25 protein-coding genes and 1 pseudogene are annotated in these 26970 nt (G+C 74.4%); 14 read left to right on the top strand and 12 right to left on the bottom strand.

What is annotated here, in order from left to right; translation table 11 throughout:
- Positions 1–74 precede the first annotated feature (74 nt).
- Positions 75–2300, top strand: coding sequence for a DUF2142 domain-containing protein (locus ACQUFX_RS26260; RefSeq protein WP_428962905.1), 2226 nt, complete (start codon positions 75–77; stop codon positions 2298–2300).
- Here ACQUFX_RS26260 and ACQUFX_RS26255 read toward each other — a convergent pair.
- The 6 genes and pseudogenes from ACQUFX_RS26255 to ACQUFX_RS26230 form a co-directional block, all read right to left on the bottom strand.
- On the bottom strand, positions 2276–3067 hold the full coding sequence (locus ACQUFX_RS26255; RefSeq protein WP_428962904.1) for a phosphotransferase family protein: 792 nt from the start codon (positions 3065–3067) through the stop codon (positions 2276–2278). The genes ACQUFX_RS26260 and ACQUFX_RS26255 overlap by 25 nt on opposite strands.
- A 119-nt stretch (positions 3068–3186) precedes the next feature.
- A complete protein-coding gene (locus ACQUFX_RS26250) occupies positions 3187–4620 on the bottom strand; it encodes a HAMP domain-containing sensor histidine kinase (protein ID WP_428962903.1) in 1434 nt (477 codons plus the stop codon).
- Positions 4613–5305, bottom strand: a complete 693-nt coding sequence (locus tag ACQUFX_RS26245) for a response regulator transcription factor (protein WP_428962902.1) — start codon at positions 5303–5305, stop codon at positions 4613–4615. Before ACQUFX_RS26245 ends, ACQUFX_RS26250 begins: the two co-directional genes overlap by 8 nt.
- 341 nt (positions 5306–5646) lie before the next feature.
- Positions 5647–6067 (bottom strand): annotated as a pseudogene (locus ACQUFX_RS26240) (hypothetical protein); the annotation flags it as partial.
- A 103-nt stretch (positions 6068–6170) separates the two neighbouring features.
- Positions 6171–7214 (bottom strand): phosphotransferase, encoded by a 1044-nt coding sequence (locus tag ACQUFX_RS26235; RefSeq protein ID WP_428962901.1) that lies wholly within the window; start codon positions 7212–7214, stop codon positions 6171–6173.
- A 69-nt stretch (positions 7215–7283) separates the two neighbouring features.
- On the bottom strand, positions 7284–8456 hold the full coding sequence (locus ACQUFX_RS26230) for an acetyl-CoA C-acyltransferase (RefSeq protein ID WP_428962900.1): 1173 nt from the start codon (positions 8454–8456) through the stop codon (positions 7284–7286).
- A gap of 117 nt (positions 8457–8573) precedes the next feature.
- Here ACQUFX_RS26230 and ACQUFX_RS26225 point away from each other — a divergent pair, with 117 nt between their 5' ends.
- The gene (locus ACQUFX_RS26225) at positions 8574–9047 is read left to right on the top strand and encodes a PH domain-containing protein (RefSeq protein ID WP_428962899.1); all 474 of its coding nucleotides are present in this window, start codon (positions 8574–8576) and stop codon (positions 9045–9047) included.
- Positions 9048–9087: 40 nt separating this feature from the next.
- On the opposite strand, the gene ACQUFX_RS26220 is transcribed toward ACQUFX_RS26225, so the two are convergent.
- Positions 9088–9999, bottom strand: coding sequence for a rhomboid family intramembrane serine protease (locus tag ACQUFX_RS26220; protein WP_428962898.1), 912 nt, complete (start codon positions 9997–9999; stop codon positions 9088–9090).
- 56 nt (positions 10000–10055) lie between these two features.
- Complete coding sequence (locus ACQUFX_RS26215; protein WP_428962897.1) at positions 10056–10586, bottom strand: peptidylprolyl isomerase; 531 nt, start codon at positions 10584–10586, stop codon at positions 10056–10058.
- Positions 10587–10670: 84 nt separating this feature from the next.
- Between ACQUFX_RS26215 and ACQUFX_RS26210 the strand changes: the two genes are divergently transcribed.
- Positions 10671–11576, top strand: coding sequence for a hypothetical protein (locus ACQUFX_RS26210; RefSeq protein WP_428962896.1), 906 nt, complete (start codon positions 10671–10673; stop codon positions 11574–11576).
- 69 nt (positions 11577–11645) lie between these two features.
- Here ACQUFX_RS26210 and ACQUFX_RS26205 read toward each other — a convergent pair whose 3' ends face one another.
- From ACQUFX_RS26205 to ACQUFX_RS26195, 3 genes are all read right to left on the bottom strand, one after another.
- Positions 11646–12806, bottom strand: coding sequence for a magnesium and cobalt transport protein CorA (locus ACQUFX_RS26205; RefSeq protein WP_428962895.1), 1161 nt, complete (start codon positions 12804–12806; stop codon positions 11646–11648).
- Positions 12807–13181: 375 nt separating this feature from the next.
- Positions 13182–14279 (bottom strand): aminotransferase-like domain-containing protein, encoded by a 1098-nt coding sequence (locus tag ACQUFX_RS26200; protein WP_428962894.1) that lies wholly within the window; start codon positions 14277–14279, stop codon positions 13182–13184.
- Between the two features lie 106 nt (positions 14280–14385).
- Positions 14386–14862 carry an ester cyclase gene (locus tag ACQUFX_RS26195; protein ID WP_428962893.1) on the bottom strand — a complete coding sequence of 159 codons (477 nt, stop codon included), beginning with the start codon at positions 14860–14862 and terminating at the stop codon, positions 14386–14388.
- A gap of 149 nt (positions 14863–15011) precedes the next feature.
- On the opposite strand from ACQUFX_RS26195, the gene ACQUFX_RS26190 reads away from it, so the two are divergent.
- The 5 genes from ACQUFX_RS26190 (at position 15012) to ACQUFX_RS26170 (ending at position 18811) form a co-directional block, all read left to right on the top strand.
- On the top strand, positions 15012–15461 hold the full coding sequence (locus ACQUFX_RS26190) for an NUDIX hydrolase (protein ID WP_428962892.1): 450 nt from the start codon (positions 15012–15014) through the stop codon (positions 15459–15461).
- Positions 15458–16225 carry a hypothetical protein gene (locus ACQUFX_RS26185; RefSeq protein WP_428962891.1) on the top strand — a complete coding sequence of 256 codons (768 nt, stop codon included), beginning with the start codon at positions 15458–15460 and terminating at the stop codon, positions 16223–16225. Before ACQUFX_RS26190 ends, ACQUFX_RS26185 begins: the two co-directional genes overlap by 4 nt.
- Positions 16226–16324: 99 nt before the next feature.
- Positions 16325–17056: a phosphocholine cytidylyltransferase family protein gene (locus ACQUFX_RS26180; protein ID WP_428962890.1), complete on the top strand. Its 732-nt coding sequence runs from the start codon at positions 16325–16327 to the stop codon at positions 17054–17056.
- Positions 17044–18111 carry an iron-containing alcohol dehydrogenase family protein gene (locus tag ACQUFX_RS26175; protein ID WP_428962889.1) on the top strand — a complete coding sequence of 356 codons (1068 nt, stop codon included), beginning with the start codon at positions 17044–17046 and terminating at the stop codon, positions 18109–18111. The genes ACQUFX_RS26180 and ACQUFX_RS26175 overlap by 13 nt, the downstream gene beginning before the upstream one ends.
- Positions 18086–18811 carry a CDP-alcohol phosphatidyltransferase family protein gene (locus tag ACQUFX_RS26170; protein ID WP_428962888.1) on the top strand — a complete coding sequence of 242 codons (726 nt, stop codon included), beginning with the start codon at positions 18086–18088 and terminating at the stop codon, positions 18809–18811. The genes ACQUFX_RS26175 and ACQUFX_RS26170 overlap by 26 nt, the downstream gene beginning before the upstream one ends.
- A 336-nt stretch (positions 18812–19147) precedes the next feature.
- On the opposite strand, the gene ACQUFX_RS26165 is transcribed toward ACQUFX_RS26170, so the two are convergent.
- Positions 19148–20326, bottom strand: coding sequence for a glycosyltransferase family 4 protein (locus ACQUFX_RS26165; RefSeq protein ID WP_428962887.1), 1179 nt, complete (start codon positions 20324–20326; stop codon positions 19148–19150).
- A 25-nt stretch (positions 20327–20351) separates the two neighbouring features.
- On the opposite strand from ACQUFX_RS26165, the gene ACQUFX_RS26160 reads away from it, so the two are divergent.
- The 6 genes from ACQUFX_RS26160 to ACQUFX_RS26135 all read left to right on the top strand — a co-directional run bounded on the left by ACQUFX_RS26160 (position 20352) and on the right by ACQUFX_RS26135 (position 26952).
- Positions 20352–21212: a DNA-formamidopyrimidine glycosylase family protein gene (locus ACQUFX_RS26160; RefSeq protein WP_428962886.1), complete on the top strand. Its 861-nt coding sequence runs from the start codon at positions 20352–20354 to the stop codon at positions 21210–21212.
- A gap of 326 nt (positions 21213–21538) precedes the next feature.
- Positions 21539–23050, top strand: a complete 1512-nt coding sequence (locus ACQUFX_RS26155; protein ID WP_067361820.1) for a sugar transferase — start codon at positions 21539–21541, stop codon at positions 23048–23050.
- 19 nt (positions 23051–23069) lie between these two features.
- Positions 23070–24293: a sensor histidine kinase gene (locus ACQUFX_RS26150; protein WP_428962885.1), complete on the top strand. Its 1224-nt coding sequence runs from the start codon at positions 23070–23072 to the stop codon at positions 24291–24293.
- Entirely contained in the window at positions 24290–25057 is a 768-nt protein-coding gene (locus ACQUFX_RS26145; protein ID WP_428962884.1) for a LytR/AlgR family response regulator transcription factor, read from the top strand. The genes ACQUFX_RS26150 and ACQUFX_RS26145 overlap by 4 nt, the downstream gene beginning before the upstream one ends.
- Positions 25058–25198: 141 nt before the next feature.
- On the top strand, positions 25199–25903 hold the full coding sequence (locus tag ACQUFX_RS26140) for a response regulator transcription factor (RefSeq protein ID WP_428962883.1): 705 nt from the start codon (positions 25199–25201) through the stop codon (positions 25901–25903).
- Positions 25900–26952 (top strand): HAMP domain-containing sensor histidine kinase, encoded by a 1053-nt coding sequence (locus ACQUFX_RS26135; RefSeq protein WP_428962882.1) that lies wholly within the window; start codon positions 25900–25902, stop codon positions 26950–26952. The genes ACQUFX_RS26140 and ACQUFX_RS26135 overlap by 4 nt, the downstream gene beginning before the upstream one ends.
- Positions 26953–26970 lie beyond the last annotated feature (18 nt).

The raw sequence follows: 26970 nt of genomic DNA, 5'->3' as shown, positions 1-26970 counted from the left end.
ATATGGGCGGGAAGTGGCGGCCGTCGCCGACGGTCGGCGCGGCGCGCGGGGCCGGATGGTGTTTACTTCCCGCCATGTCCGCCGGCTCCCTGCTCGTCGTCCTGCCGGTCGCCACGGTGGCCGCCCTGACCTACGCCTTCCGCTCCCTCGACGTGCCGGTGGTGGCCCCGCTCCGGCTCGCGCTGGTCCGGGCGGCGCTGGCCACGGGCGCGTTCGCCGTCCTCGTGGTGGAGCTGCTCGGAGCGGTCGGCGGGCTCACCCGACCGGCGTTCGCCCTGGCCTGGCTGCTCGCCCTCACCGCCGCCGCCGGCGCGGCCTGGTGGCGGCACCGCCGGGACCACGCGACCCCCGCCGGGGCCCCGCCCGGCGACGCGCCGCCGGGTCTGCGGCACCGGCTGCGGACCCACTGGGGTACGGCGAGCCGGGGCGAGCGGCTGCTGACCGGCACGGTCGGCGGGCTGCTCCTGGTCGAACTGGTCGTCGCCCTGCTCGCCGAGCCGAACAACTTCGACTCGCAGACCTACCACCTGCCCAAGGTGGAACACTGGGTGCAGCAGCAGGACCTGGAGTTCTGGCCCACCGCGATCCACCGGCAGGTCACCATCCCGCCCGGCGCCGAGTACCTGCTGCTGCACCTGCGGCTCTTCACCGGCTCCGACGGGCTGCACAACCTCGTCCAGTGGGCGGCCGGGGTGCTCGCCGTCCTGGTGGTCGCCCGGATCGCCGCGCAGTTGGGCGGCGGGCGGCGGGCCCAGGCGCTCGCCGCGTTCCTGCTGGCCACCACGCCGATGGTGACCCTCCAGGCGACCAGCACCCAGACCGACCTGATGGTCGCCGCCTGGGTCGCCTGCGTCGCCACCCTCGCCCTGGACGGGCTGCGCCGCCGCAGCGGCCCCGCCACGATCCTGGCGCTGGGCGCGGCCACCGGCCTGACGGCGATCACCAAGACCAGCGGCCTGATCGGTGCCGGCCCGTTGCTGGTGCTCTGGGGCCTGGCCCAACTCCGCCTCGCGTACGCCCCTGTCACCGCACCCGCCGCCACCGGCCCGGCCGCCGAGGCCGTCACCGCCGGGGCACCCGGCGCGACCGCCACCCTCGTCGGCACCGGCCCCGCCACCGGCCCTGGCGCTGGAACTGGGGTGGGGACCGCGACCCGGGCCGGGGGCGGGACCGCCGACGGTGGGGGCGCCGGCCCCCGGCGCACGGGACGGAGCGGGCCCGGCCGGGGTCGGCAGGTCGCGGGCACCGTCTTCGGGTCGGTGGCGATCCTGCTGGTCGCCGCGCTGGTGGTCGGCCCGTTCCTGGTCCGGGTCACCGCCGAGTTCGGGCACCCGCTCGGCCCGCCCCGGCTGCGCGAGTCCATCCCGATGGAACGGCACGACCCGCCGTCGATCCTGGTCAACGCGCTCCGGATCGGACACACCGCGCTGGACACCCCGCTGGAGCCGCTGCGCAGGGCCGCCGCGTCGGCGATCATCGCCGGGGCGGAGGCGATCGGCGTCGACCCGCAGGACCGGGACATCACCTTCGGCCGGGAGATGTTCCCCGAGCCGTCCTGGTACCCGGACGAGGACCGGGTGGCGTTCCCGCTGGCCGGCACCCTGATCCTGATCGCCCTGGTGGTCGCGCTGGCCCGCCCGGCCCGGATCCTGCCGACCGCCCCCGCGCCGGTACGGGCGTACGCGGCGGCGCTGGCGGTCACCGTCCTGCTGCACACCTCGATGATCAAGTGGCAGCCGTGGGGGAACCGCCTGCTGGTGTACGCCCTGACGATCGCCGTACCGCTGGCCGCGCTCTGGGTCGACGCGGTGCTGCGCCGCCGGCCGCGCGACGGCCGGCGACCGGTGGCGGCCGGGCTGGTGGTCACCGTCCTGGCCACCTCGGCCCTGGCCGGGGTGCTCGCCGTGTCGTACGGCTTCCCCCGCCGGCTGGTCGGCGCGGGCTCGGTCTTCACCACCTCGGACTGGGACACCCGGTTCCTGCGCCGCCCGCAGTGGACCGAGGAGTTCCGTTGGGCGGCGGAGGCGGTCCGGGCCACCGACGCCCGCCGGGTCGGCCTGGTGCAGCAGAACGACAACTGGGAGTACCCCTGGTGGCTGCTGCTGCGCGACACCGACGGCACCCCGCCCGAGCTGGTGGCGTTGCAGTCGGTGCTGCCGGACCGGCCGCCGGCCGACCCGTCCTCGGTGGACGCGATCGTCTGCACGGGCAGCCGGCGGGTCTGCACCGGCCTGGTGCCGGAGGGCTGGCGACTGGAGTTCCGGGACTACGTCGGCTACGCCCTGCCACCCACCTCCTGACCCCGGAGCCGGTCCAGCCACTCGATGCCGAGTCGGTGGCCGTCGGGGAACTGGTCGTCACGATCCCAGCGCCACGCTGTGATCATCGCCAGCATGAGGGTCCGGCAGTCCCGGAGCAGTCGGTGGTCGACGTTCGGGTAGTGCTCTCCGACCTCGTCGGGCGCGTGGGCCAGGTCGAACTCGACCGGCCCCCGGCAGCACGTCTCGAAGTCGATGAAGAGCGGGCCGGTCCGGGTCAGGAGCAGGTTGCCCGGGTGGGGTTCACCGTGCAGGAGCTGCTCGGGACGACCGCTCCCGCTGACCGCTCGTCGCAGGCGGTCCAACGTGCCGGCGAGGAAGGCCCGGTCCGGGTCAGCCAGATCCGGCGTCCGGGCATGGTCGGCCACGAGCGCCTGCGCCTCGGAGACCCGGTCCGTGACATGCGGGGTGGGCAGGTCGACCGTACGCATCCCGGCGTGCAGACGTGCGAGCGCGTCGACGTACTCGGCGTTCGAGAACGGTCGGGTGGTCACCGGTTCGTAGTAGGTCCAGAAGGTGACCACGTGGTCGCCCCGGACGAACACCTGGGGGGATTCCAGCGCGGCCACCGGGCTCCCGACCTCGGCCAACCGCCGGGCGACATCCACTTCGAGCTGGGCGCACCGGTGCGCGGCCGGCGACACCCGGGCGAGCACGTCGCAGGGCCGCAGAAGCAGGGTGAGCGTGTTCGAGTTCTGCAGGACGGCGGCGTCGTGGGCGGTCAGCCCCAGCCGTGAGGCGCCCGACATGGCTGCCCGGGTAGCCCGCTGAGCTTCATCTGCCCGCACCGGAGCACCGTAGTCCAGTGTTCGCGGCGCAGTGAGAAGGGTTCCCCTCTCTACCGTAGGCGTTAACAGGGGGCCCTTCCTTACCTCCCGGCGGGGAGGTGAACGGTGAAGGCGGCGCCGCCTTCGGGGGCGTGGCCGGCGGTGAGGTCGCCGCCGAGCCGGCGGACCAGGCCGGCGGCGAGGGCCAGGCCGAGGCCGCTGCCCACCTTCCGCACCCCCCGGTACCGCTGGTGCAGCGCGCCGCGTTCGAAGGCCACCGTCAGGTCGTCGTCGGTGAGGCCGGGCCCACCGTCGCGGACCTCGACGATCCCGCCGCCGGCCGGGTCGGGGCCGGCCGGGCGGACCGCGACCACCACCGGCGCTCCCGGCGGGACCACCCGCAGGGCGTTCTCCAGCAGGCCGTCGACCACCTGCCGGATCCGTCCCGGGTCGGTGTACGCCGGCACCTCCCGCGCCGGGACCTCCACCCGCAACGGCACCCCGACCGCCGCGTACCGGTCGGCCCAGTTCCGTCCGATGTCACCGACGAGGCGGGCCAGGTCGACCGGCACCGGGTCCAGCGGGAAGTCGACCGCCTCCAGCCGGGCCAGGGCGAGCAGGTCGCGGACCAGCCGGTCGAGGTGTTCGGCCTCGGCCCGGATGGTCCGCCCGGTCGCCGGGGCCCCGGCCGGGTCGATCACCCCGTCGGCGAGGGCCTCGGCGTAGCCCCGGATCGCGGTCAGCGGGGTCCGCAGTTCGTGCGACACGGAGAGCAGGAACTCCCGCTGCCGGCCCTCGCTGGTGGCCAGCGCGGCGGCCAGCCCGTTGAGCGCGTACGCCAGGTCGGCGACCTCGTCGGGCGGCTCGACCGGCAGCCGTACGCCCCGGTCCCCGGCCCGCAGCCGGTTCGCGGCGGTGGCCGCGTCCCGGATCGGCCGGGCCAGCCGGCGGGCGAGCAGCAGGCCGGCGGCCACCCCGGCGGCGAGCCCCGCCAGCAGCGGCAGCCAGAGTCCACCCACCACCCGCCGCCACACCCCGGGGCTGGTCGGCCGGGTCAGCACGACGGCGTACCCGCCCGGCAGCGCGCGCCCCTCCACGAAGGACCGCCGCCCGTCGACCAGCCGCCGGCCGGAGACGTCCCGCCCGGCGGCGAGCCGGTTGACGACCTGTTTGGGCAGCCCCGGCCGGTCGACGCGTCCGTCGCGGACCAGGTGGACGGTGACGTCCTGCTCGGCCAACTGCCGGATCAGCCCCTCCCCGGCGGCGTCCCCGCTCCGGCCGGGTCCGACCGGCAGCACCTCCACCGCGATCCGGGCCTGCGCGGCGAGCGCCTGCTGGTCGCGCCGTTCCGCGCCGCGCACCGCCAGCGGGACCGCGAGCAGGGCGGTGACCAGCACCGACACCATGGCCACCGCGCAGGTGACGAGGATCGCGCGGGCGGTCAGCGTCCGGGCGTACCCGCCGGCCGGCCGGGACGGTGCCGGGCCGGGCGGTGGCGGCCGGCGGGGGCGGGGCGGGGCGGCCGGTTCAGCCATCGGCGGCGTACCCGACGCCCCGGTGGGTCCGGATCACGGCGACCGGGGCGAGTTTGGCGCGGACCTGGGCGACGTGCACGTCCACGGTCCGGGTGCCGGCGTGCGCGGCGTACCCCCAGACCCCGGCGAGCAGTTCCTCCCGGGTGAACACCCGGCCGGGCCGGGCCATCAGGTGGGCCAGCAGGTCGAACTCGGTGGAGGTGAGCTGCACCGGGTGCCCGGCGGCGGTCACCGTCCGCCGGCCCGGGTCGAGGGTCACCGGGCCGACCGTCCGGGGCCGCTGCGCCGCCTCGGGCACCCCGCTGGTGCGGCGCAGCACCGCCCGGATCCGGGCGACGAGTTCCCGGGGGCTGAACGGTTTCGTGACGTAGTCGTCGGCGCCCAGTTCCAGCCCGACGATCCGGTCCACCTCGTCGTCGCGGGCGGTGAGGAAGACGACCGGGGTCCAGTCCCCGCTCTCCCGCAGCCGCCGGCAGACCTCCGTGCCGTCCAGGCCGGGCAGCGCGATGTCCAGGACGCAGGCCACCGGGCGCAGCCGGCGGGCGGCGGCCAGCCCGGCCGTGCCGTCCCGCTCCAGGTGCACGCCGAACCCGTCCCGGGCCAGGTAGAGCCGGACCAGGTCGGCGATCGACGGCTCGTCCTCGACGACGAGGACGAGGCCGCGCGGCTGCGGGTCGACGGTCACCGGCTCATGATGGCCGACCGCGGCCGGCGGCGACGGTCGACGCGTGTTCGAGTTCGGTAAGGAGCCGCCGGGTCGGCTGCTCCGGGGCGGCGGCCGGGCCCAGGACGACGGCCGGCTCCGGGGTGGTGGTCAGCCGAGCACGGCGGTGCCGTACGGGTTCCGCTCGGCGGTGACCATCGGCTCGCCGAACGGGCCGGGCCGCCGGTCCCGGCCCGGGACCTCCGGTCGGAACAGGTGGTCGGGGGCGTCGAAGGGGTCCCGGGCCGGCACCGACCCACCGGCGTTCGCCGGACGCGTCGGCTCCGCGCCCGGTCCGGCCGGGCGGGTCGGGGTGCCGGGCGGCCGGAGCCGGAACGCCTGGCCGAGCAGGGCGTCCAGGTGCCAGACCTGCTTCGGGTGGTGGGCCCGGATGACGAACCGTTCCCGGATCCCGTCGATCGCGGTGGCGGCCAGTTCGACGGCGGGCAGGCGCGGATCGGGGTTCCAGGTCACGTGGCTCAGCTCGCGCAGTTCGCTGTTGAGGTGCAGGCGAAGCCGGTGCAGCACCCGGGTCTGCTGGGTGACGACCAGCCGCCGGTGGGTCAGCAGCAGCAGGTACTCGCCCGGTACCGGCCGGTCCGGCCGGCTGCACCGGGCGACCAGGATGGTGGCGTCGCCGGAGCCGACGCAGCGCCGGAAGATCGGCATGTGTCGACTGACGGTCTGCACCGCCAGCCCCGCCTCGGCGGCGGCCGGGAGGAACGTTCGGGAGAACACATCCATGTCGGTATCAACGACGGTACCGGTGGGTGTGACGTGGGACACGCTGGACTTTGCGGAACTTCCACGCCACCCATCCGGGTGGCACCGGCCGGCACGGGTCCGGTCAGAGCGGGTCCGGCTCGAAGACCTCGGCGAGCCAGCCGGGGACCGCGTCGGCGTACTCGGCCCGGCTCGGGTCGTCCGTGGTCAGCGCCCGCCGCCAGGCCAACGACCGGCCCACCTTCGCCGTGGTCACCGCCGGCCCGACCGCCGCCAGCAGCGTCCGCCGGTCGTACCGGGCCGACCAGGGCTCCAGGTACGCGTCGCGCAGCCGGACCAGCGCCGGGTCACCGGGCTCGAGCCCGAAGGTGTACGCCGCCGAGCGGAGGGTCACCAGCAGGGTCCCGAAGGGGTGACCGATCGAGGCGTCCCCCCAGTCGAAGAACCGGTCCCGCCCGCCGTCGACGAAGACGTTGCCGTCGTGCAGGTCGTCGTGCTGCACGGTGACCGGCAGCCCGGACCCGGCCAGCCGCGCGCAGAGCGCCTCGAACTCCGGCTGGTACGCGCGCAGCCGCTGGTACGTCTCCGGGGTCAGCCCGCCGTCCGCCCCGCCCCGCAGCGCGGCCCGGTCGTCGAGCAGGTCGGCGAGGAGCGCGGGCAGCGCCTCGGGCCGGTGGTCCGGCACCCCGAGCGCCAGCAGCTCGTCGACGTGCCCGACGGCGGCGAGCTGGAGTTCGGCGTACCCGGTCAGCGCGCGTTCCCAGCGGGCCAGCGCGGCGCGGGCGTCCACCGGGTCGGCCGGCCGCTGGGGGTCGGGGCCGTCGCGCCGCGGCGCGGTCGCCTCCCGCAGGGTCGGGCCACCGTCGGGCAGCAGCAGCCAGCCCCGGTCCGGGTCCACCGCGACCGGCGCGACGACCGCGCCGGGGACGAGCCGGGACAGCGCCGCCACCAGGGGAGCCTCGTACCCGGTGGCCGGGACGTTGGCCTTGAACCACACCGGCCCACCGTCGGTCGGCACCCGCCAGACCAGGGACCAGGGGCGCAGCCGGGGCTCGACCGGACCGTCGACCCGCAGCCCGCAGCGGTCGAGGTGCCCGTCGATCCAGTCCCGGGCCTGTCGCTGCCACTGCGCGTCGGACCAGACGGGGTACGGCGTCGAGACGGTCACGCCGCGCAGCCTAGAGCGGCCGGCGCGCGCCCGGCGACCGCATTTCCGTGCCCCGCCGCCGGGCGTGGGTCAGAGCAGCTCGACGACGGTGGCGTTGGCCATGCCACCGCCCTCGCACATGGTCTGCAGGCCGTACCGGATGCCGTTGTCCCGCATGTGCGCCAGCATCGTGGTCATGATCCGGGCTCCGGAGGCGCCCAGCGGGTGCCCGAGGGCGATCGCCCCGCCGCGCGGGTTGAGCCGCCCCGGGTCCGCCTCGGTCTCGGCCAGCCACGCCAGCGGCACCGGGGCGAACGCCTCGTTGACCTCGTACACCCCGATCTCCTCGATGCCCAGCCCGGCGCGGCGCAGCGCCTTCGCGGTGGCCGGGATCGGCGCGGTGAGCATGGCGACCGGGTCGTCGGCGGCGACCACGGCGGTGTGGATCCGGGCCAGCGGGCGCAGCCCGTGCCGGCCGGCCCACTCGCTGGTGGTGACCGCGAGCGCCGCCGCGCCGTCGGAGATCTGGGACGCCGACCCGGCGGTGACCACCCCGTCGGCGCGGAACGGCGTCTTCAGCTCGGCCAGCTTGGCCAGCGAGGTGTCCCGGCGGACGCCCTCGTCGGCGGTGAGCTTGCCGCCGTCGGGCAGCGGCACCGGGGCCAGCTCCGCATCGAACGCCCCGGCGTCCTGGGCGGCGGCGGCGCGGGCGTGGCTGGCCAGGGCGAACTCGTCGAGCTGGGTACGGGAGAGACGCCAGCGGGCGGCGATCAGCTCCGCCCCGACGCCCTGGTTGAACGGCAGCGGCTGGTCGGCGGCGAAGCCCTCGGCCCCGCGGTACCGGTCCCGGACCTGGTCGCTGAAGGGGCTGCCGTCGGCCACGCTGGAGCCCATCGGCACCCGGGTCATCGACTCGACGCCCCCGGCGACGACCAGGTCGGCCTGGCCGGAGGCGACCGTGGCGGCGGCGAAGTGCAGCGCCTGCTGGCTGGAGCCGCACTGCCGGTCCAGCGTGGTGCCGGGGACGGACTCCGGCCAGCCGGCGGCGAGCACCGCGTTGCGGGCGACGTTCCAGGACTGCTCGCCGACCTGGGAGACACAGCCCCAGACCACGTCGTCGACGTCGGCCGGGTCGAGACCGGTCCGGTGCGCGAGGGCCCGCAGCACGTGCGCCGACAGGTCCACCGGGTGGACGGCGGCCAGACCGCCCTTGCGCCGCCCGACCGGGGTGCGTACCGCGCCGACGATGACCGCGTCACTCATGCCTACTCCCCGCCCGTTACTACTCCCGGGTAACCTGGACCGGTCCCGATACTACGTCGCCCGCGCCCCGCGCGCCCGCCCCGGATCCGGCCGGTTTCCGGCTGGCATGCTGAACCCATGCAGCCATCGACGCCCCCCGTCCGGCACTGGCGGGTTCCGCCCATGGTGCCCGTGGTCAAGGCGGCCGGCGCGGTCGGCCTGCTCCTGCTCGGGCTGCTCCTGGACGACGGCGACCGGGTCCGGCTCGCGCTGGCCGGGCTGATCGCGGCCGGGCTGCTCGGCTGGGCGGCACCCGACCTGCTCGTCCCGGTCCGGCTCGCGGTCGACCCGGACGGGATCGTCGTCCAGCGCAGGTTCGGCGGCTGGATCCGGTTGCCGTGGGCGGCGATCGAGACGATCGACCTGGACCGACGCTCCCGGCGGGGTCTCGCCACCGAACTCGTGGAGATCGACGCGGGCGACTCGCTGCACCTGTTCGGCCGCTACGACGTGGACGCCCCGCTCGACGAGGTGGTCGAGGAGTTACGCGCCGCCTGGGCCCGCCACGGCAACCCGCCGCCGGGGCACGACGACCCCCCACCGCCGGCCTGAGCCGGGCCGGTCGACCTGGGCCCGGCCCCTCGCACCGGGCTCAGGCGAGCAGGGTCGCCGTCCGGGCCACCGCCAAGGCGAGCAGCACGAAGACGATCGCCCCGGTGCCGACCCACTGGACCAGGGGCCGGTGCGACCTCGGCGCGTACGCCATCACCAGCGCCATCGCCGCGCCGGTGACCAGGCCGCCCAGGTGCCCGGCGATCGAGATGCCCGGCACGGTGAAGGTGAAGATCAGGTTGATCACCAGGATCGGCAGGATCGCCGAGGTGTCCCGACCCAGCCGTCGCATGATCACGAAGATGGCGGCGAAGAGGCCGAAGATCGCGGTGGAGGCGCCGGCGGTGGCCTGGTTCGGCGCGCTCAGCAGGTACGCCGCGACGTTGCCGCCGAGCCCGGCGACCAGGTAGAGCGCCAGGAACCGGGCCGGCCCGAGCACCGCCTCCAACGACCGGCCGAGCACCCAGAGCGCCCACATGTTCAGCAGCAGGTGCAGCACGCCGTAGTGCAGGAACATCGCGGTGAGCAGCCGGTACCACTCGCCCTGGGCGATGCCGCCGACCACGCCGTCGGGGAAGACCGCCTGCCCGAGCACCGCGCCCCAGTTGGTCAGCGGGGTGCTGCCGCCCATCAGGCCGCCGAAGCCGGACCCGCCGGCGAGCGCGTCCCCGCCCCGGTCGGAGGCGATGGAGAGCAGCATCATCAGCACGTTCAGGGCGATCAACGTCTTGGTCACGTAGCCGTGACGGCCGGCGTCACCACCGCCGAAGGCGGTACGCGCCGGCCGTACGCTACGGCGACCCTCGTCGACGCACTCCGGGCACTGGTGGCCGACGGCGGCGTCGCGCATGCAGTCCGGGCAGATCGGACGATCGCACCGGGTGCACCGGACGTACGTCTCCCGACCGGGGTGCCGGTAACAGACCGGGGTGGTCGGCGGGGACTCGCTCACCGTGCCCGTCCTGCGGAGCGCTCAGTCATGCAGGCAAAGGTACCTCGTGGTACCGGTCAGGCCTTGGTGTGCTCGATGGTGACGCGCTCGATGACCACATCCTGCAACGGCCGGTCGCTCGGCCCCGTCGGGGTGTTGGCGATGGCGTCGACGACCTTGACCGAGTCCTCGTCGGCGACCTGGCCGAAGATGGTGTGCCGGTTGTTCAGGTGCGGCGTCGGGGCGACGGTGATGAAGAACTGCGAGCCGTTGGTGCCCGGCCCGGCGTTCGCCATGGCCAGCAGGTACGGCCGGTCGAAGCGCAGCTCCGGGTGGAACTCGTCGCCGAACTTGTAGCCCGGCCCACCGCGACCGGTGCCGGTCGGGTCGCCCATCTGCACCATGAAGCCGGCGATCACCCGGTGCGAGATGGTGCCGTCGTAGAACGGGCCGTTGCCCGGCTGGCCGGTGCGCGGGTCGGTGTACTCACGGTTCCCCTCGGCCAGGTCCACGAAGTTGCGGACGGTCTTCGGCGCGTGGTTGGGGAAGAGCTCCAGGCGGATCGGCCCGGCGTTGGTGTGCAAGGTGGCGTAGACAGCCTCGGCCACGGGTACTCCTCAGTCGTTGGTCAGTTCCATGCGGATCCTCCCATGTGCCCGATCTGGCAGTGCGGAGGCATCCGAAGGTGGAGGATGACGGAGGAACAACTCCCAGGAGGTGGGAACGTGTTTGGAATCGGGCGGCGTAAGACCCAAGGGCAGCTGGCCAGGGCCGAACTGAACCAGGGCGTCGGCCACCTGCGGCAGGCCGCCACGTACGCCGCCAGGGGTGCCGGCGCGACGGTCGGCCCCCGGGTCCGGGCGGCGCAGGAGTACGTCGGGCCCACCGCCACGGTGGTCCGCGACCGGGCGGCCAGCGGCCTGGCCACGACGGCCGCGACCCTCGCCCCGCTGGCGGTCGCGGTCCGCAAGGCGCAGGCCGAGGCGGCCGGGAAGGCCGGGGCCGGCCGGAAGGCCGCCGCCGCCCGGACGTCCGCGATGAGCAAGAGGGTGAAGGCGAAGAGCCCGAAGGCCGCGCGCCGCCGGCAGCGGCGGTCGCGGGGGATGCTCGCCGGGCTGCTGGCCGCCGGAGCGGTCGCCGGGGTGGCCGGCGCGCTGGCCGTGCGCCGCCGCCGGGAACAGCAGGAGTGGACCGAGTACGACGCCGGCAGCACGCTGGAGCCGATGCGCGACGAGGTGGAGACCATGGTCGTCAAGACCCCGGTCGCGGGTCGCCCCACCGCCGGCTCCGACCCGACCGGCGACGGCACGAAGGCCCACGGTGCGCGGGCCAACGGCAGCCCGGTGACCGACGCGTCGACCATGTCGAGCGGCTCCCCGGTGGCCGGCGGGCCGACCGGCGCGGGCAGCTCGCCGGTGGCCGGGGGCGACAGCGCCTCCACCACCCGACCCGGACAGCAGCCGGTGATCCACCCCACCACCGAGGTCCCCTCGGTCGCCGAAGGCGCCCGGGACGTCTCCGGCCGCCCGGCCGACGACCTCACCAAGGCCCTCGACCCGCAGGGCACCACGAAGGCGAAGTCCGGCAGCCGCCGCTGACGCGCCGACCCGACCGCCCGGTGCGGGACGCCCCGGAGGCGTCCCGCGCCGGGCGTCCGTGCTCCCCGGTCAGAGCCAGCCGTTGCGGCGGAACCAGCGGTACAGGGCGAGCGAGATGCCGAGCATCACCGCCAGCACCACCGGGTACCCGTACCGCGTCCCCAGCTCCGGCATGTGCGTGAAGTTCATGCCGTACACCCCGGCGATGGCGGTCCAGACGGCGATGACGGCCGCCCAGGCCGCGATCTTGCGCATGTCGTTGTTCTGGTCGACGGTCACCTGTGCCAGCCGCGCCTGCAGGATCGAGTTGAGCAGGTCGTCGTACGTGTTGACCTGCTCGACGGTACGGCTGAGGTGGTCCTGCACGTCCTGCAGGTACCGCCGGATCTCCGCCGGCACCGCGTCCCCGTCCCCCGCCCCCCGGACGTCCCGGGGCTCGATGCCGGCGTGCCCGACGAGCGCCAGCAGCGGCCGTTGCAGCGGCAACACCGCCCGCTTGAACTCCACCAGCTCCCGCTTCATCTGGTAGATCCGCTGGATCCCCCCGGCCCCGCGCCGGTCACTGGCTGACGGGCGGGACGGCGGCGCCAGCACGTCGGTCTCCAGCACCTCCAGGTCGTCCGCCATCCGGTCGGCCACCTCCAGGTAGAGGTCGACCACCCGGTCGGCGACCGCGTGCACCACCGCCCAGGGCCCGTGCCGCAGCCGCTCGGGGCGGGCCTCCACCTCGGCGCGGACCGGGTCGAGCCGGCACACGTCGCCGTGCCGGACGCTGATCACGAAGTGCGGGCCGACGAAGAGCATCACCTGACCCGTCTCGACGACCTCGGAGGTCTCGGTCAGCTCGGCGTGCTCGCAGTACCGCGCGGTGCGCAGCGCCAGGAAGCTGACCTCGCCGAACCGTTCCAGCTTGGGCCGCTGACGGGCCTTGACCGCGTCCTCGACGGCCAGCTCGTGCAGGCCGAAGGTCGCGGCGACCTCGGTCATCTCGGTCAGGTCGGGCTCGTGCAGCCCGAGCCAGACGAAACCCCCGGCCCGGCGGGCGGCGGCCAGCGCCTCCGCGTGGTGCCGCTCCCCGGGCAACCGCCGCCCGTCGACGTAGACCGCGCAGTCCGTCTCGGCACCGCGTCCGGTGGCCTCGGCACCGCGTCCGGCACGGCCCGGCCGGGGCGACGGGGCCCGGTGCCGGTGGCCGGCGGTGGCTGCCCGCCGCTGCGACCTGCCCGCCATGACACCCCCTCCCCCGCGTGACCACCCTCGTGCACAGCCGCTGACAGGCTACGCCCGGCCGACGCGGCCCGGCCCCGCCAGCGCGTCCGGGGCGGCGTCGGTCGGGGCCGCAGGGGGTGGCGCCGGGCGGGTCGGCCCGTTTCAGGGGGGTGAGGGGCGACCCGACCCGCCCGGCGCCGTGGGGGCGGGGGATGATGCTCGCGGCGCCGTCCGGGCACGGTGGGGATCAGCACCCCGAGCAGGGGCGGTGACCACGGCCACAATGTGAACGGCGCTCGCGACATTGTCGGGTCGCCGACCGGCCCGGCGGGAGACCCGGGCCGGTCACCATCCGATAACTATCGGGAATACGACAGCTAACGGCGCTTCCGCCGGCTAGCGGCCCCGGACCTCGGCGACCGCCTCGGCGAGCCGGCGGACCCCCTCGTCGATCCGGTCGGCGGTGACCGCCGAGAACGCCAGCCGGAGCGCGTGCCGCCCACCGTCGGCGACGAAGTCGCTCCCCTTCACCACGGCGACACCACGCTGCGCCGCCGCCGGGGCGAGCTGCTCCACGTCGACGTCCTCGGGCAGCTCCACCCAGAGGAAGTAGCCGCCGTCCGGCTCCACGAACCGGGCGTCCGGCAGGTGCCGGCGCAGCGACTCGGCCAGCACCCCGGCCCGCTCACCGAGCGCGGTCGACACCGTCCGGATCGAGCGGTCGATGTCGCCCGAGACGCAGAACTGGTACACGATCGCCTCGGAGACCATCCCCGGCGAGATGTAGAGGTTCGTCGCCTTCTTCGCGATCTCCGCGATCAGCGCCGCCGGACCGACCAGGTACCCGACCCGCACCCCGGGGCAGACCGTCTTGGTGAAGCTGGAGGCGTGCACCACGACCCCCCGGGTGTCCATCGACAGCATCGACGGCAGCGCCTCACCCCGGAACCGGATGTCCGCGTACGGGTCGTCCTCGAAGATGGTGAAGCCGTACTCCGCCGCCAGGTCGAGCAGTTCCCGCCGCTTCTCCAGGGACAGGGTCACCCCGGCGGGGTTCTGGTAGTTCGGGATGACGTGCGCGAGGCGGGGCCGGACCCCCGACTCCAGCAGCTTGCGCAGCTCGGCGGTGTCGAGCCCGTCCGGCTGGATGGTCACCGCGTGCACCTCGCTGCCGAGCTGCCGCAGGTTGAGCAGGGTCCGGTCGTACGTCGGACGCTCCACCACCACCGCGTCGCCGGAACGGACCAGGTGGTCGAAGAGGAACGCGTCGGCCTGCAACGAGCCGTTGGTGACCAGCACCTGATCGGCCTCGACACCGTGCTTGTCGGCGATCCACTTGCGCAGGGGCGGGTAGCCGACGGAGGTGCCGTACGCGGTCACCCCGGCGGGGTCGGTGTCGAAGGCGCGGACGGCGGCGGCCTTGAGGCCCTCGACGTCGACGATGTCCAGCGAGGGAGCGCCACGGGCGAAGGAGATCAGCTGCTCGGCGGTCATGGCTTCAGAGCGTACGGGCGGCCCTCGGGCAGGCGGCGACGGCACGGCGATGTCCGCATCATGAGCCACCGGGACGGGTGACTCCACCCCTGCCGACCGACGCGGGTCAGGCCGCCACGGCGAGCGGCCCGGCGGGCCGGTCGACCGCCGGCCGCAACTCCCGGGAGAGCCCGGCCAACCGCACACCGAGGGCGAGGTAGAGCTGCCCCCAGTCGAAGTAGGACCGCCAGGCGACGATCCGGCCCCGCCGGGCCCGGACCACGTCCACCACGTCCCAGCTCACCGTCCGCCCGGTCGGCGCGACCGTGCCCAGCGGGGTGTGCAGCACCCCGGTGTGGGTGCCGGTCAGCCGCTGCTCCAACGCCAGCCCGGCGGCGGTCTCCACCCGCCCGACCGGCTCGACCGACAGGTCGGGGAAGGCGCCGGTCCAGGTCCGCATCAGCGCCGGCACCTCGATCGGACGGAGGGTCACACCCGGCATGACGTAGTGGGCGTCGGGCGCGTACAGGTCGGGCAGCCGGACCACGTCCCGCCGCAGGACCATCGCGTACTGCTGCCTGGCGAGTCGCTCGGCGGTGCTCATGACGGCCTCCTGCACGGGTCACGGCCCGTCCGCGCCCACGACTGAATCCCTACCCGTCGATCCGCCGTTCACACCTCCCCCCACCGCCCGACCGCACGCCGCCGAACCGGCCGTCGCCGAACCACACGCCCGCTCGCTACTGTCGTGACGTGCCCACCGAGCCCCTACGCTGCGCCGGCGCGCTGATCGTCGGCGACGACGGCCGCATCTTCTTCCAGCGACGCTCCCCCCAGCGGCGCCTCTTCCCCGACTGCTGGGACATCGTCGGCGGCCACCTGGAGCCGGGCGAGGAGATCCAGGACGCGCTGCGCCGCGAGGTGACCGAGGAGACCGGCTGGTCCGTCGCCGAGGTCCTCGGCCCGGTCGGCGAGTACCGGTACACCGGCGACGACGGGCTGACCCGGGTGGAGAGCGACTTCCTGGTCCGCGTCGACGGCGACCTGGCCCACCCCCGGCTGGAGGAGGGCAAGCACACCGAGTTCCGCTGGCTGGCGGAGGACGAGGTCGGGCTCCTCGACGAGCACCGCCACGTCAACGACGGGCTGATCCGGCGGATCGCCGAGGACGCCTTCGCCGCCCTCCGCGCGATCGGTCGGTGAACGACGCCGTCGCGCTGCCGCCGCACCGGTTCGCGGGGCTGGTCGCCCCGGCCGTCGACCGGGCGTTCGTCGCCGGCATGCTGGCCGGTCGCGACGGCGGTGGCGCGGAGCTGGGCCAACGGTACGGCGGCCCGACGGCCACCGGCTTCCTGGTGGAGCTCCGCACCCGACTCGCCGCACCCGGCGGAACGGTCGACGCGGCCGGCTTCGCGGCGGTGACCCGGCACCGGGACAGCGCCGTCTGCCAGCGCGTCCTGGACAAGCACGTGGCGCACGGGATGCTGCACCGCCGGGCCGACGGGGCCATCTGGGCCACCGACCGGGGCACCGCCTTCCTCGCCGAGATGTACCAGGTGCACGGCGAGGTCACCGAGGAACTCTGGGCCGGGCACGACGACCGGGTGGCCCGGCTGGTCGAGGCGCTCGGCCGGCTGCTGGCGTACGCCCTGGTGACGGCCGAGGAGTCCGACGAGCCCAGCGAGGCGTTCCACGCGGTGGCGCCACCGTACGAGCCGGACGGCACCCCGCCCGGTGTGCTGCTGCTCAACCGGCTCGGCTCGCTGCGGTACCACCGTGCGGACGCGCACGCGGCGGCCTGGACCGCGGCGGGACACACCGCGCAGACCGTCGACGCCCTCCCCGACGGGCCGGAGCGGCTGGCGATCGAGCTGGAGACGAACCGCCGGGCGGCCGGGCCGTACGCCGTCCTGACCGCCGACGAGCGCCTGGCGATGCTGGCCGACCTGGCGGCCCTGCCCGGCTGACCTCGCGGGCCGGCCCGGCTGACCGGTTGCGCAGGGGGCCGCCGGCCGGCAGCGCTATCCTCCACCGGTGACCGCAGTCGGACGAGGGAGGACGTCGACATGATCGGGATGGTGCTCGCCGCCGGTGCGGGACGCCGGCTGCGGCCGTACACCGACACGCTGCCCAAGGCGCTGGTGCCGGTGGACGGGGAGACCACCATCCTGGACATCGCGCTGCGCAACCTCGCCGAGGTCGGGCTCCGGGAGATCGTGATCGTGGTGGGGTACGCCGCCGACGCGGTCCGGGACCGCCAGGCCGACCTGGAGCAGCGGTACGGCGTGACGCTCACCCTGGTGCACAACGACCGGGCCGAGGAGTGGAACAACGCGTACTCGCTCTGGCTGGCCCGGGAGCACTTCGCCCGGGGCGTGCTGCTGGTCAACGGGGACACCGTGCACCCGGTGGGCGTGGAGAAGACCCTGCTGGCCGAGCGCGGCCCCGGGATCCTGCTCGCCGTGGACACCCTCAAGACGCTGGCCGACGAGGAGATGAAGACCACCTTCGACGCCGCCGGCCAGCTCACCCGGATCACCAAGCTGATGGACCCGGGCGAGGCGTACGGGGAGTACATCGGCGCGACGCTGATCGAGCCGCAGGTGGCCGACGCGCTCGCCGACGCGCTGGAGGCGACCTGGCGGCGGGACCCGAACCTCTACTACGAGGACGGGTACCAGGAGTTCGCCGACCGGGGCGGTGAGGTGCGGGCGGCCCCGATCGGGGACGTGGCCTGGGTGGAGGTCGACAACCACGACGACCTGGCCCGGGCGCGGGAGATCGCGTGCCGCTACTAGCCCGCACGGTCAACACGCCGCTGGCGATCGAGGTACGCCGGGGCGCGGTGGCCGACCTGGGCCCGCTCCTGGCCGACCGGCGGATCTCGGCCGGCGGGGACGTGGCGGTGGTGGTCGGCCCCGGACAGGGCGAGAAGATCGCCGAGCTGTGCCGGCCGACGCTCGGCTCCGCCGACGTCTTCACCGTCACCGGTGGCACCGTCGACTCCGCCAACGAGCTGGGGGACCGGCTGCGGCGGCGCAACTACGACGCGGTGGTCGGCATCGGCGGCGGCAAGACCATCGACACCGCCAAGTACGCCGCCACGCGGTACGCCATCCCGATGGTGACCGTGGCGACCAGCCTGGCCAACGACGGCATCGCCTCCCCGGTGGCCTCGCTGACCCACGAGGGCGGCAAGGGCTCGTACGGGGTGCACATCCCGATCGCGGTCATGGTCGACCTGGACTTCGTGGAGAACGGGCCGGACCGGCAGACCCAGGCCGGCATCGGGGACGCGGTGAGCAACCTCAGCGCCTGCGCCGACTGGGAACTGGCCCACGAGGTACGCGGCGAGCCGATCGACGGGCTGGCCGTCACCCTGGCCCGCACCGGCGCCGAGGCGCTGATCAACCACCCCGGCACGATCACCGACGACGGCTTCCTGACCACCCTCGCCGAGGCGCTGATCCTGGGCGGCATCTCGATGTCGATCTGCGGGTCGAGCCGCCCGGCCAGCGGCGGCGACCACGAGATCTCGCACGCCATCGAGCACCTGCACCCCGGCCGGTCCTCGCACGGCGAGCAGGCCGGCCTCGGCGCGCTGTTCTGCACCTTCCTCCGGGGCGACCTGGAACGCTTCGGCCAGCTCGCCCGCTGCCTGCACCGGCACGGGCTGGCCACCCGCCCGGCCGACCTGGGCCTGGACGACGAGCAGTTCGTCGAGGTCGTGCAGTACGCCCCCCGGACCCGGCCGGACCGCTACACCATCCTCGAACACCTCACGCTGACGCCTGCGGAGACCCGGAGGCGGCTTGGAGAGTACGCCGATGAACTACGCCAGCACGTTGGCTGAGCCGTCCCGGCCATCCGTCGCCGACTTCCACCGGGTCAACCGGGGTGGCGGCCTGTTCAGCGAGTCGGTCAGCCAGTGGCTGGGGGCGGTCTTCGCGCTGGTCGCGCAGCGGCTCGGGCTGCGCCCCACCGCGCTGACCATCACCAACCTGGTGCTCGGCCTGGCCACCTCGGTCACCGTGGTCGCGCTCGCGCCGGCCGTCGCCGACGGTACGGTGCCGGCCTGGCTGGTCGGGCTGGTCGCGCTGGTCGGCTGGCAGGTGGCGTACGCCCTGGACTGCGCCGACGGTCAGCTCGCCCGGGTCACCGGGCAGGGCAGCCCGGCCGGTGCCCGGGTGGACGTGCTCTGTGACGTGGCCGCCCAGATCGCCCTGGTGGCCGCCCTGGGGGCGACCGCCGTGGCGCAGCGCCCCGACACCCCGACCTGGCTGGTGGCGGTCTTCGCCGGCACCTGGATGGTCAACCTGGTCACCTCGGTGATGCAGTCCGGCCCGAACGCGGCCAGCATGGTCACCTCCACCTCCCTGCCGGTACGCCTGGTGAAGCTGGTCCGCGACTACGGCGCGGTGATCTTCGCGGCGGCCCTGGTGCTGGCCTTCGCCCCGGCGCTGGTGTTCTGGGTGATCGTGGCGTTCACCGTCGTCAACGGCGGCTTCCTGCTCGCCAGCATCGCCTTCTCCGCCCGCGCCTCGCTGCGCTAGCGCCCCAGGTGGGCCTCGCCTCGGGCTTCACGGTGCGGTACTTCCGGTCGGCATGGTGCCTCCGGCCTCCTGTCGAGCTGCCCTCGAAGACGGGGCAGACAGACCCGGGGCGCAGGATCGATCCGGCTCGACGAAAGGCGCTCGACGCCGGTGGACGACGCCGGTGGAGGGCGCGACTTGCCCTGCCTACCGGCCAGAACCCCCGTCCACCGGAGACCGGAGACTCTGCCACAGCGGCAGTGCGCGAGGCCGGACCGCGCGGGGACGCGGTCTCACGAATGGGGCAGCTCGAAAGGCTCACGAACAACCACCGCCGTACCCCGCCAGCGAGGTCGCCTAGCGGGGTGCTCGGGCGAGGGAGGCGTACACGTCGATCAGGCGCTTGGTGACCACGTCGGGGTGGAAGGTGCGCTCGTAGCGCAACCGGGCCGGGGCCGACAGCGCGGCGGCGCCGGCGGCGGCGGTCGGCAGCGCGGCGGCCAGGGCGGCCGGGTCCGGCGGCACCACCCAGCCGGACGGGCCGGCCGGGTCGTCCATGCCCACCAGGTACGGGATGCCGCCGAGCGCGGTGCCGAGCACCGGACGGCCGCTGGCCAGCGCCTCGATGATCACCGTGGGCAGCACGTCGTGCCAGGTGGAGGTGGCCAGCACCACGGCGCTGGCGTCCAGGGCGGCGCGGACGCCGGCGCGGTCCAGCGGGCCGAGGAAGGTCAGGTCCGACCGCTGCGCGGCGGCCGCCTCGACCAGCGGGCGCAGCTCGCCGTCACCGGCGATGCGCAGCGGGCCGAGGGCCCCGTCGGGGTGTCGCCGCCAGGCCTCCAGCAGCAGGTCGATGCCCTTCTCCGGGGAGAGCCGGCCGAGGAAGAGGAAGCCCTCGCCGGACCGGGCGGGCGGGCCCGGGTCCGGGATGGCGTTCGGCTTGACCACGATCCGCTCGGCCGGGACGCCGTAGTCGCGCAGGTGGTCGGCGACGGCCGAGGTGAGCGCGATGAACCGGTCGACGGAGTGCCAGGTGCCCCGGTGCACGGCGAGCGTGGTGGCCATCAGCGCGCTCTGCACCGTGGAGCCCCGGTAGCACTTGTTGGTGATCGCCGGCACCCCCAGGACCTTGCCCCGGCAGTCCTGGCAGATCCGGCCGTCGCGGAAGTACAGCCCGGAGGAGCAGACCTGCCGGTAGTTGTGCACCGTCTGCACCACCGGCACGCCGTGCTTGTGCGCGGTCCGCACCACCCAGGGCGAGAGCAGCGGGTACGGGTTGTGCAGGTGCAGCACGTCCGGGCGGTGCTCGGTGAGCAGCCGGGAGAGATCCTGCTGGGCCTTCGGGGCGTAGATCGGGGAGATCGGCAGCAGCGCCTTGGCCCCCTTCGACATGCCCGGGATCTCGTCGGAGCTGCGGATGAACGGCAGCACCTCGACCCCGGCCGCCCTGAGCTGGGCGATCTCCACGTCGACGATGGTGTTCTCACCGGACGGCTGAGCTTCCCGGTACCGGTTGTGCGCCACCACGATTCTCACGCGGAGACACGCTACCGTTAGTTTCGTGCCCGAACTACCGGAGGTTGAGGCGCTCGCGGGGTACCTGCGACAGCGCGCGGTGGGGCGGCGCGTCGACCGGCTGGAGGTCGCCGCGATCAGCGCGCTGAAGACGTACGATCCGCCGCCGGGCGCGGTCGCCGGGAAGACGGTCTGCGACGCGCGCCGGCACGGCAAGTTCCTCGACGTGCTCCTCGACGACGACCTGCACCTGGTGGTGCACCTGGCCCGCGCCGGCTGGCTGCACTACCGGGAGGGTTTCCCGTCCGCCGCCCCGCTGCGCCCCGGCAAGGGGCCGGTCGCGCTGCGGGTCCGCCTCGACGACGGCTCCGGCTTCGACCTGACCGAGGCGGGCACCCAGAAGAGCCTCGCCGCGTACCTGGTGGCCGACCCGACGACGGTGCCCGGGGTGGCCCGGCTCGGCCCGGACGCCCTCGCGGTCGACCAGGCCGGCTTCGCCGAGCGGCTGCGCAGCCGCCGGGGGCAGGTCAAGGGGGTGCTGACCGACCAGCAGGTGCTGGCCGGCGTGGGCAACGCGTACTCCGACGAGATCCTGCACGCGGCGAAGCTCTCGCCGTTCGCGCTCACCGACCGGCTCACCGACGAGCAGTTGGCCACGCTGCACGCCGCCACCCGACGGGTCCTCGGCGACGCGGTGGAACGCTCGCTCGGCCAGCGGGCCGCCGAACTGAAGGCGGAGAAGCGGTCCGGGCTGCGGGTGCACGCCCGCGCCGGGCTGCCCTGTCCGGTCTGTGGCGACACCGTACGGGAGGTCTCGTTCAGCGACTCCAGCCTCCAGTACTGCCCCGGCTGCCAGACCGGCGGCAAGCCGCTCGCTGACCGCAGGTTGTCGCGACTTGTACGGTGAGTAACCACACTCGGTGAGCACCGTGCCGAAACGCCCATCGCGTACCGAACCGCCCCCTCGCCGCTGCCGAGATGACGACGTCCGCCGGTATAGTGGCCCGGTCCCCGGCTTCTGGTTACTGCGGAGCCGGCCAGCTCCCCGTTCGACCTCACCCGGACACACATGCTGCACGCTCCGCGTCCGGTCGGGGTACGCGTGGGAAACTGGAACGGTGGGAGACCCGAGCCCTCACGGTGAGTGAGCGGCGCGCGTCATGCGGGAGGACAAGGGGTGAGGTGACGACAGGCCTCCAGCGCCCGGTAACCGACACAGGCCGGAGCAGATTCGTGCGGCACGTCGACAGCTTCGAGATCCAGCCGCCCACACCGCCGTCGCACAACGGCGTACCCCGGTCCGCGTGGGCCCGGGCCAGGCGGCGGGTGTCCCGCTGGCACCGCCCCTACATCGCGCTGCTGCTGCTGTTGGACTTCGGGGCGGCGGCGGTCGCCAGCCTGATCGCGATCGAGGCGTTCGACCAGTCCCGCGCCGGTTTCTACAACGCCGACGTCGACCCCACGTGGTTCCACACCGTGGCGTTCGTGCTGCTCCCGCTCGGCTGGATGGTGACCCTCTGGACGAACCGGGCCTACGACCGGCGGTACCTCGGTCTCGGCCCGGACGAGTTCAAACGGGTCATCCGGGCCGGCGTGGCGGTGGTCGCCGCCGTCTCCTTCCTCGCCTTCGCCACCAAGACCGACCTGTCCCGGTACACCGTCGGCACCGCCCTGCTCGGCGCGCTGCTGCTGATCCTGCTCAACCGGATCCTCTGCCGGTTCGTGCTGCACGTGATCCGGCGCAACGTCCGCCAGGCCGGGCACCGGATGGTCCTGGTCGGCACCCTGCCGGAGTGCCTGGAGGTCTACACCGCCGTCACCCGGGTCCCGGCCGCCGGGCTGGTGCCGGTGGCCATCCACATCACCGACGGGTACGCCGCCTCCCGGGGGGTGCAGACGCCGGTGCCGGTGTACGCCGGCCGGGACATCCTCGCCCTGGTCCGGGAGGTCGGCGGGGACACCATCGCGGTCTGCGGCTCGGCCAGCGCCGAGCCGGGGGAGCTGCGCCGGCTGGCCTGGCAGTTGGAGGGCTCCGGCGTCGACCTGGTGGTGGCCCCGCAGCTCACCGACATCGCCGGCCCCCGGGTGCACATCCGCCCGATCGAGGGCCTGCCGCTGCTGTACGTGGAGGAGCCGACCCTGTCCGGGCCGGCGCTGCTGGCGAAGAACCTCATGGACAAGGCCGCCGCCGGCCTCGGCCTGCTCCTGCTCGTCCCGGTCTTCCTCGCCATCGGCCTCGCCATCAAGATCTCCGACCGCGGGCCGGTCTTCTTCCGGCAGCCCCGGGTCGGGCACGAGGGCCGGACCTTCCGGGTCTGGAAGTTCCGCACCATGTACGTCGACGCCGAGGACCGGCTCGCCAGCCTGGTCGACCAGAACGAGACCGACGGCATGCTGTTCAAGATGAAGGAGGACCCCCGGGTCTTCCCGGTGGGCCGGTTCCTGCGCGCCTCCTCGCTGGACGAGCTACCCCAGTTGATCAACGTGCTCAAGGGGGAGATGTCGCTGGTCGGGCCCCGTCCGCTGCCCGCCGACGACGGCGACTTCCTCGGCGACGTCCGGCGGCGGCTGCTGGTCCGCCCCGGCATGACCGGCCTCTGGCAGGTCTCCGGCCGCTCCGACCTGTCCTGGGACGAGGCGGTCCGGCTGGACCTGTACTACGTCGACAACTGGTCCCTGACGTACGACCTGAGCATCCTGTGGCGCACGGTCGGCGTGGTGCTCGCCCGCAAGGGCGCGTACTGACCCGGGGGCGGGGTTCGGGGTGACCGGCGACCTCTCCGCCGTACTCGGTGTCGTCGTCCTGGTCAGCGCGCTGGGCGCGGCGGTCTGGGCGCTGGTCCGGCTGCGCGCCCGCCGGGGCATCGCCACCGCCACCCAGCGCGCCACGTACGAGGTGCTGCACACCGCCGGGCTGGCCGCCGAGCCGCTGCGCGCCGGGCTGACCGCGACCGGCGCGGCGAAGGCCGTCCGCCACCTGCGGGCCCTGGTGGGCGCGGCCGGGCTGGCCCTGACCGACCGGCAGGAACTGCTCGCCCTCGACGGCCGGGGCACCCACCACGCGGCGCAACTGCTCGCGGCGGCCCGACGCACCATGGCCGCCGACCACTCGACCGTGCTCGGCGAGTCCGAGCTGCACTGCGACCGGGTGGACTGCCCGGTACGCGGAGCCGTGCTCGCCCCGCTGCGGGCCGCCGGCCGGGTGGTGGGGGCGCTGGTCGCGGTGGCCGACGGCCCGCCCGCCCCGGGGCTGGTGCAGGCCACCCTGGAGACCGCGTACTGGGCCGGCAACCAGCTCGCCCTAGCCGAGCTGGACGCCTCCCGGCAGCGGCTGGCCCGCGCCGAGGTCCGCGCGCTGCGGGCCCAGATCAGCCCGCACTTCATCTACAACGCGCTGACCGCGATCGGCTCGTTCGTCCGCACCGACCCGGAACGGGCCCGGGAGCTGATCCTGGAGTTCGCCGAGTTCACCCGCTACTCCTTCCGGGCGCACGGCGAGTTCACCACGCTCGCCGAGGAGCTGCGTTCGATCGACCGGTACCTCACCATCGAGCGGGCCCGGTTCGGCGACCGGTTGCAGGTGCGGTTGCAGATCGCCCCGGAGGTGCTGCCGGTGACCCTGCCCTTCCTCTGCCTCCAGCCGCTGGTGGAGAACGCCGTCCAGCACGGGTTGTCCCGCAAGCCGGGTACCGGCATGGTGAGCATCGAGGCCCGGGACGCGGGTGCCGAGTGCCACATCACGGTGGAGGACGACGGAGTGGGCATGGACCCGACGACCCTGACCAGGGGGATCGCCGACCTGACGCGGGGCGGCAGCGACCCGGGCGAGGACCCCGGCCAGCACGTCGGCCTCTCCAACGTCGACGAGCGCCTCCGGTCGGCCTTCGGGGACCGGTTCGGCCTGGTCGTGGAGACCGGCGTCGGCTCGGGTACGAAGATCAGCCTGCGGGTGCCGAAGTTCCACCCCGACGTACGGGCGGACTCGTGACCGGCGGCGCACCGGGCTTCCTGCGGGTACTGGCCGTCGACGACGAGCCGCCGGCGCTTGACGAGTTGGCGTACCACCTGCGCGCCGACCCCCGGGTGGCCCGGCTGCACACCGCCGCCGACGCCACCGAGGCGCTGCGGGTGCTCCGCGACGACGACGTGGACGTGGTCTTCCTGGACATCCGGATGCCGGGGCTGGACGGGATGGAGCTGGCCCGGGTCCTGCGCCGGTTCGCCCGGCCACCCGCCATCGTCTTCGTCACCGCCTACGACGACGGGGCGGTGGACGCCTTCGACGTCGGCGCCACCGACTACGTCCGCAAGCCGGTCCGCGCCGAACGGCTGGCCGAGTCGCTGCGCCGGGTGATCGGCTCCCGGGTGGTGGCCAGCCACCCGGCCGCGCTGGCCCGCGCCGAGGAGGACCCGACGATCCCGATCGAGCTGGCCGGCAGCACCCGGATGTTGCCCCGCTCGGCGGTGCGCTGGGTGGAGGCCCAGGGCGACTACGCCCGGCTGCACACCGCCGACGGCTCCCACCTGGTCCGGGTCTCCCTGGCCACGCTCGCCGAACGGTGGGGCGACGCCGGTTTCGTCCGGATCCACCGGTCGTTCCTGGTGCAGCTCCGGCTGATCACCGAGTTGCGGCTGGTCAACTCGGGCTACGTGGTGCTGGTCGACGCCGCCGAGCTGCCGGTGAGCCGGCGACACACCCGCGAGCTGAAGGACCGGCTGGTCCGCGCCGCCAAGCAGGACTGGAGCCGCTGACCGCACCATCGTCGACACCGCGCGACACCAGCCATAACGACGAGTTGTCCACCGGGTTATCCACAGCTGTGGAGAGTTCTCCACAGGTTGTTCACAACCTCGGCCACCGATCTCCACGGCGTCTGCCTACAGTTTCAGGACATGAGGCAACGGCGCGTCCTGGTGGTCGAGGACGAACAGACGATCGCCGATGCGGTCGCCGCCCGGCTGCGGGCCGAGGGCTTCCTCGTGACGATGGCCGGGGACGGCCCGCGCGCGGTGGAACGGTTCCGGGCCGAGCAGCCCGACCTGGTCGTCCTGGACGTGATGCTCCCCGGGTTCGACGGGTTGGAGGTGTGCCGGCGCATCCAGGCCGACCGCCCGGTACCGGTGCTGATGCTGACCGCCCGGGACGACGAGACCGACCTGCTGGTCGGGCTGGCGGTGGGGGCCGACGACTACCTGACCAAGCCCTTCTCCATGCGGGAGCTGGCCGCCCGGGTGCACGTCCTGCTGCGTCGGGTGGAGCGGGCCGCCGCCGTCACGGACCCCACCGGCCGCCCCGGGTCCGGTCCGGTCATCCGGCTCGGTGACGTCGAGATCAGCCCCGACGAGCGGCGGGTGCACCGGGGCGGGGTGCAGGTGCACCTCACCCCGACCGAGTTCGACCTGCTGGTCCACCTTGCCGGGCGACCCCGCACCGTGCTGGCCCGGGAACGGCTGCTCGCCGAGGTCTGGGGCTGGGCAGCCGGCGCCGGGACCCGGACGGTGGACAGCCACGTCAAGGCCCTGCGCCGCAAGCTCGGGGCCGACCTGATCCGCACGGTGCACGGGGTCGGGTACGCCTTGGAGGTGGTGCCGGGATGACCGCCGATGCCGCGGTGACCTGGCTGAACCGGGTGCTGCCCCGTCCTTTGGACCCGGTCCGCTCCATCAAGGTCAAGCTGGGGGTGCTGCTGGTCACCTCGGGGGCGGCCGGGCTCGGCTACTTCTGGTACGCCATCGGCTGGCTGCCCCCGATGACCTCCGCCACCGCGATCGGCCTGGCCCTGCTCACCTCCCAGGTGTTGGCGCACGGCATGACCTCCCCTTTACGGGAGATGACGGCGGCGGCCGGGGCGATGGCCCGGGGAGACTACAGCCGGCGGGTCCGGGCCACCTCCCGGGACGAGGTCGGAGAGCTGGCGACCGCCTTCAACAAGATGGCCGAGGACCTGGCCGCCGCCGACCAGCGCCGCCGGGAACTCATCGCCAATGTCTCGCACGAGCTGCGTACCCCCATCGCCTCCCTCCAGGGGGTACTGGAGAACCTCGTGGACGGGGTGGCCACCCCGGACCCGGCGACCCTGCGCACCACCCTGGCCCAGACCGAGCGTCTCGGACACCTCGTCGCCGACCTGCTGGACCTGTCCCGACTCGACGCGGGGGTGGTGCCCCTGCGCCGGGAACCGGTCGAGCTGGCCGGCTTCCTCGACGAGGTGGTGGAGCACGCGGCGGCCACCGCCGTCGGGATCGGCCGGAAGGTCCGCTTCCGGATCGCCCCCCTGCCGGCCCCGCTGACCGTACGGGCCGACCCGGGGCGGCTGCACCAGGTCTTCGCCAACCTGCTCGACAACGCGGCCCGGCACAGCCCCAACGGGGGAACCGTGCTGGTGACGGCCGAGCGACGGGAGGGCCTGGTGGCCTTCGAGGTCAGCGACGAGGGGGAGGGCATCCCCGGGGCGGAGCGGTCCCGGGTCTTCGAACGCTTCACCCGGGGAGCCCCCTCCCGGGGTGGGAGCACCGGCCTCGGTCTGGCCATCGCCCGCTGGGTGGTGCAGCTCCACGGCGGCTCCATCGCCGTCCTCGACCCGGTACCCCCCGGCGGCGGGTGCCGCATCCAGGTGACCCTTCCCCTCGACGAGGAGTCCGTATGACCACCCCCACCTCGGACG

It is taken from the genome of Micromonospora fluostatini (assembly GCF_050410825.1).
GTDB lineage: Bacteria > Actinomycetota > Actinomycetes > Mycobacteriales > Micromonosporaceae > Micromonospora > Micromonospora rosaria.
Note: the sequence above shows the minus strand (reverse complement) of the source record. Positions and strands in the feature narration are given on the sequence as shown.

Coding starts and splice junctions, on each gene's coding strand:
- ACQUFX_RS26260 (WP_428962905.1), top strand. CDS start 75: ATGTCCGCCGGCTCCCTGCTCGTCGTCCTGCCGGTCGCCACGGTGGCC.
- ACQUFX_RS26255 (WP_428962904.1), bottom strand. CDS start 3,067: ATGTCGGGCGCCTCACGGCTGGGGCTGACCGCCCACGACGCCGCCGTC.
- ACQUFX_RS26250 (WP_428962903.1), bottom strand. CDS start 4,620: ATGGCTGAACCGGCCGCCCCGCCCCGCCCCCGCCGGCCGCCACCGCCC.
- ACQUFX_RS26230 (WP_428962900.1), bottom strand. CDS start 8,456: ATGAGTGACGCGGTCATCGTCGGCGCGGTACGCACCCCGGTCGGGCGG.
- ACQUFX_RS26225 (WP_428962899.1), top strand. CDS start 8,574: ATGCAGCCATCGACGCCCCCCGTCCGGCACTGGCGGGTTCCGCCCATG.
- ACQUFX_RS26210 (WP_428962896.1), top strand. CDS start 10,671: ATGACGGAGGAACAACTCCCAGGAGGTGGGAACGTGTTTGGAATCGGG.
- ACQUFX_RS26205 (WP_428962895.1), bottom strand. CDS start 12,806: ATGGCGGGCAGGTCGCAGCGGCGGGCAGCCACCGCCGGCCACCGGCAC.
- ACQUFX_RS26200 (WP_428962894.1), bottom strand. CDS start 14,279: ATGACCGCCGAGCAGCTGATCTCCTTCGCCCGTGGCGCTCCCTCGCTG.
- ACQUFX_RS26195 (WP_428962893.1), bottom strand. CDS start 14,862: ATGAGCACCGCCGAGCGACTCGCCAGGCAGCAGTACGCGATGGTCCTG.
- ACQUFX_RS26180 (WP_428962890.1), top strand. CDS start 16,325: ATGATCGGGATGGTGCTCGCCGCCGGTGCGGGACGCCGGCTGCGGCCG.
- ACQUFX_RS26170 (WP_428962888.1), top strand. CDS start 18,086: ATGAACTACGCCAGCACGTTGGCTGAGCCGTCCCGGCCATCCGTCGCC.
- ACQUFX_RS26140 (WP_428962883.1), top strand. CDS start 25,199: ATGAGGCAACGGCGCGTCCTGGTGGTCGAGGACGAACAGACGATCGCC.
- ACQUFX_RS26135 (WP_428962882.1), top strand. CDS start 25,900: ATGACCGCCGATGCCGCGGTGACCTGGCTGAACCGGGTGCTGCCCCGT.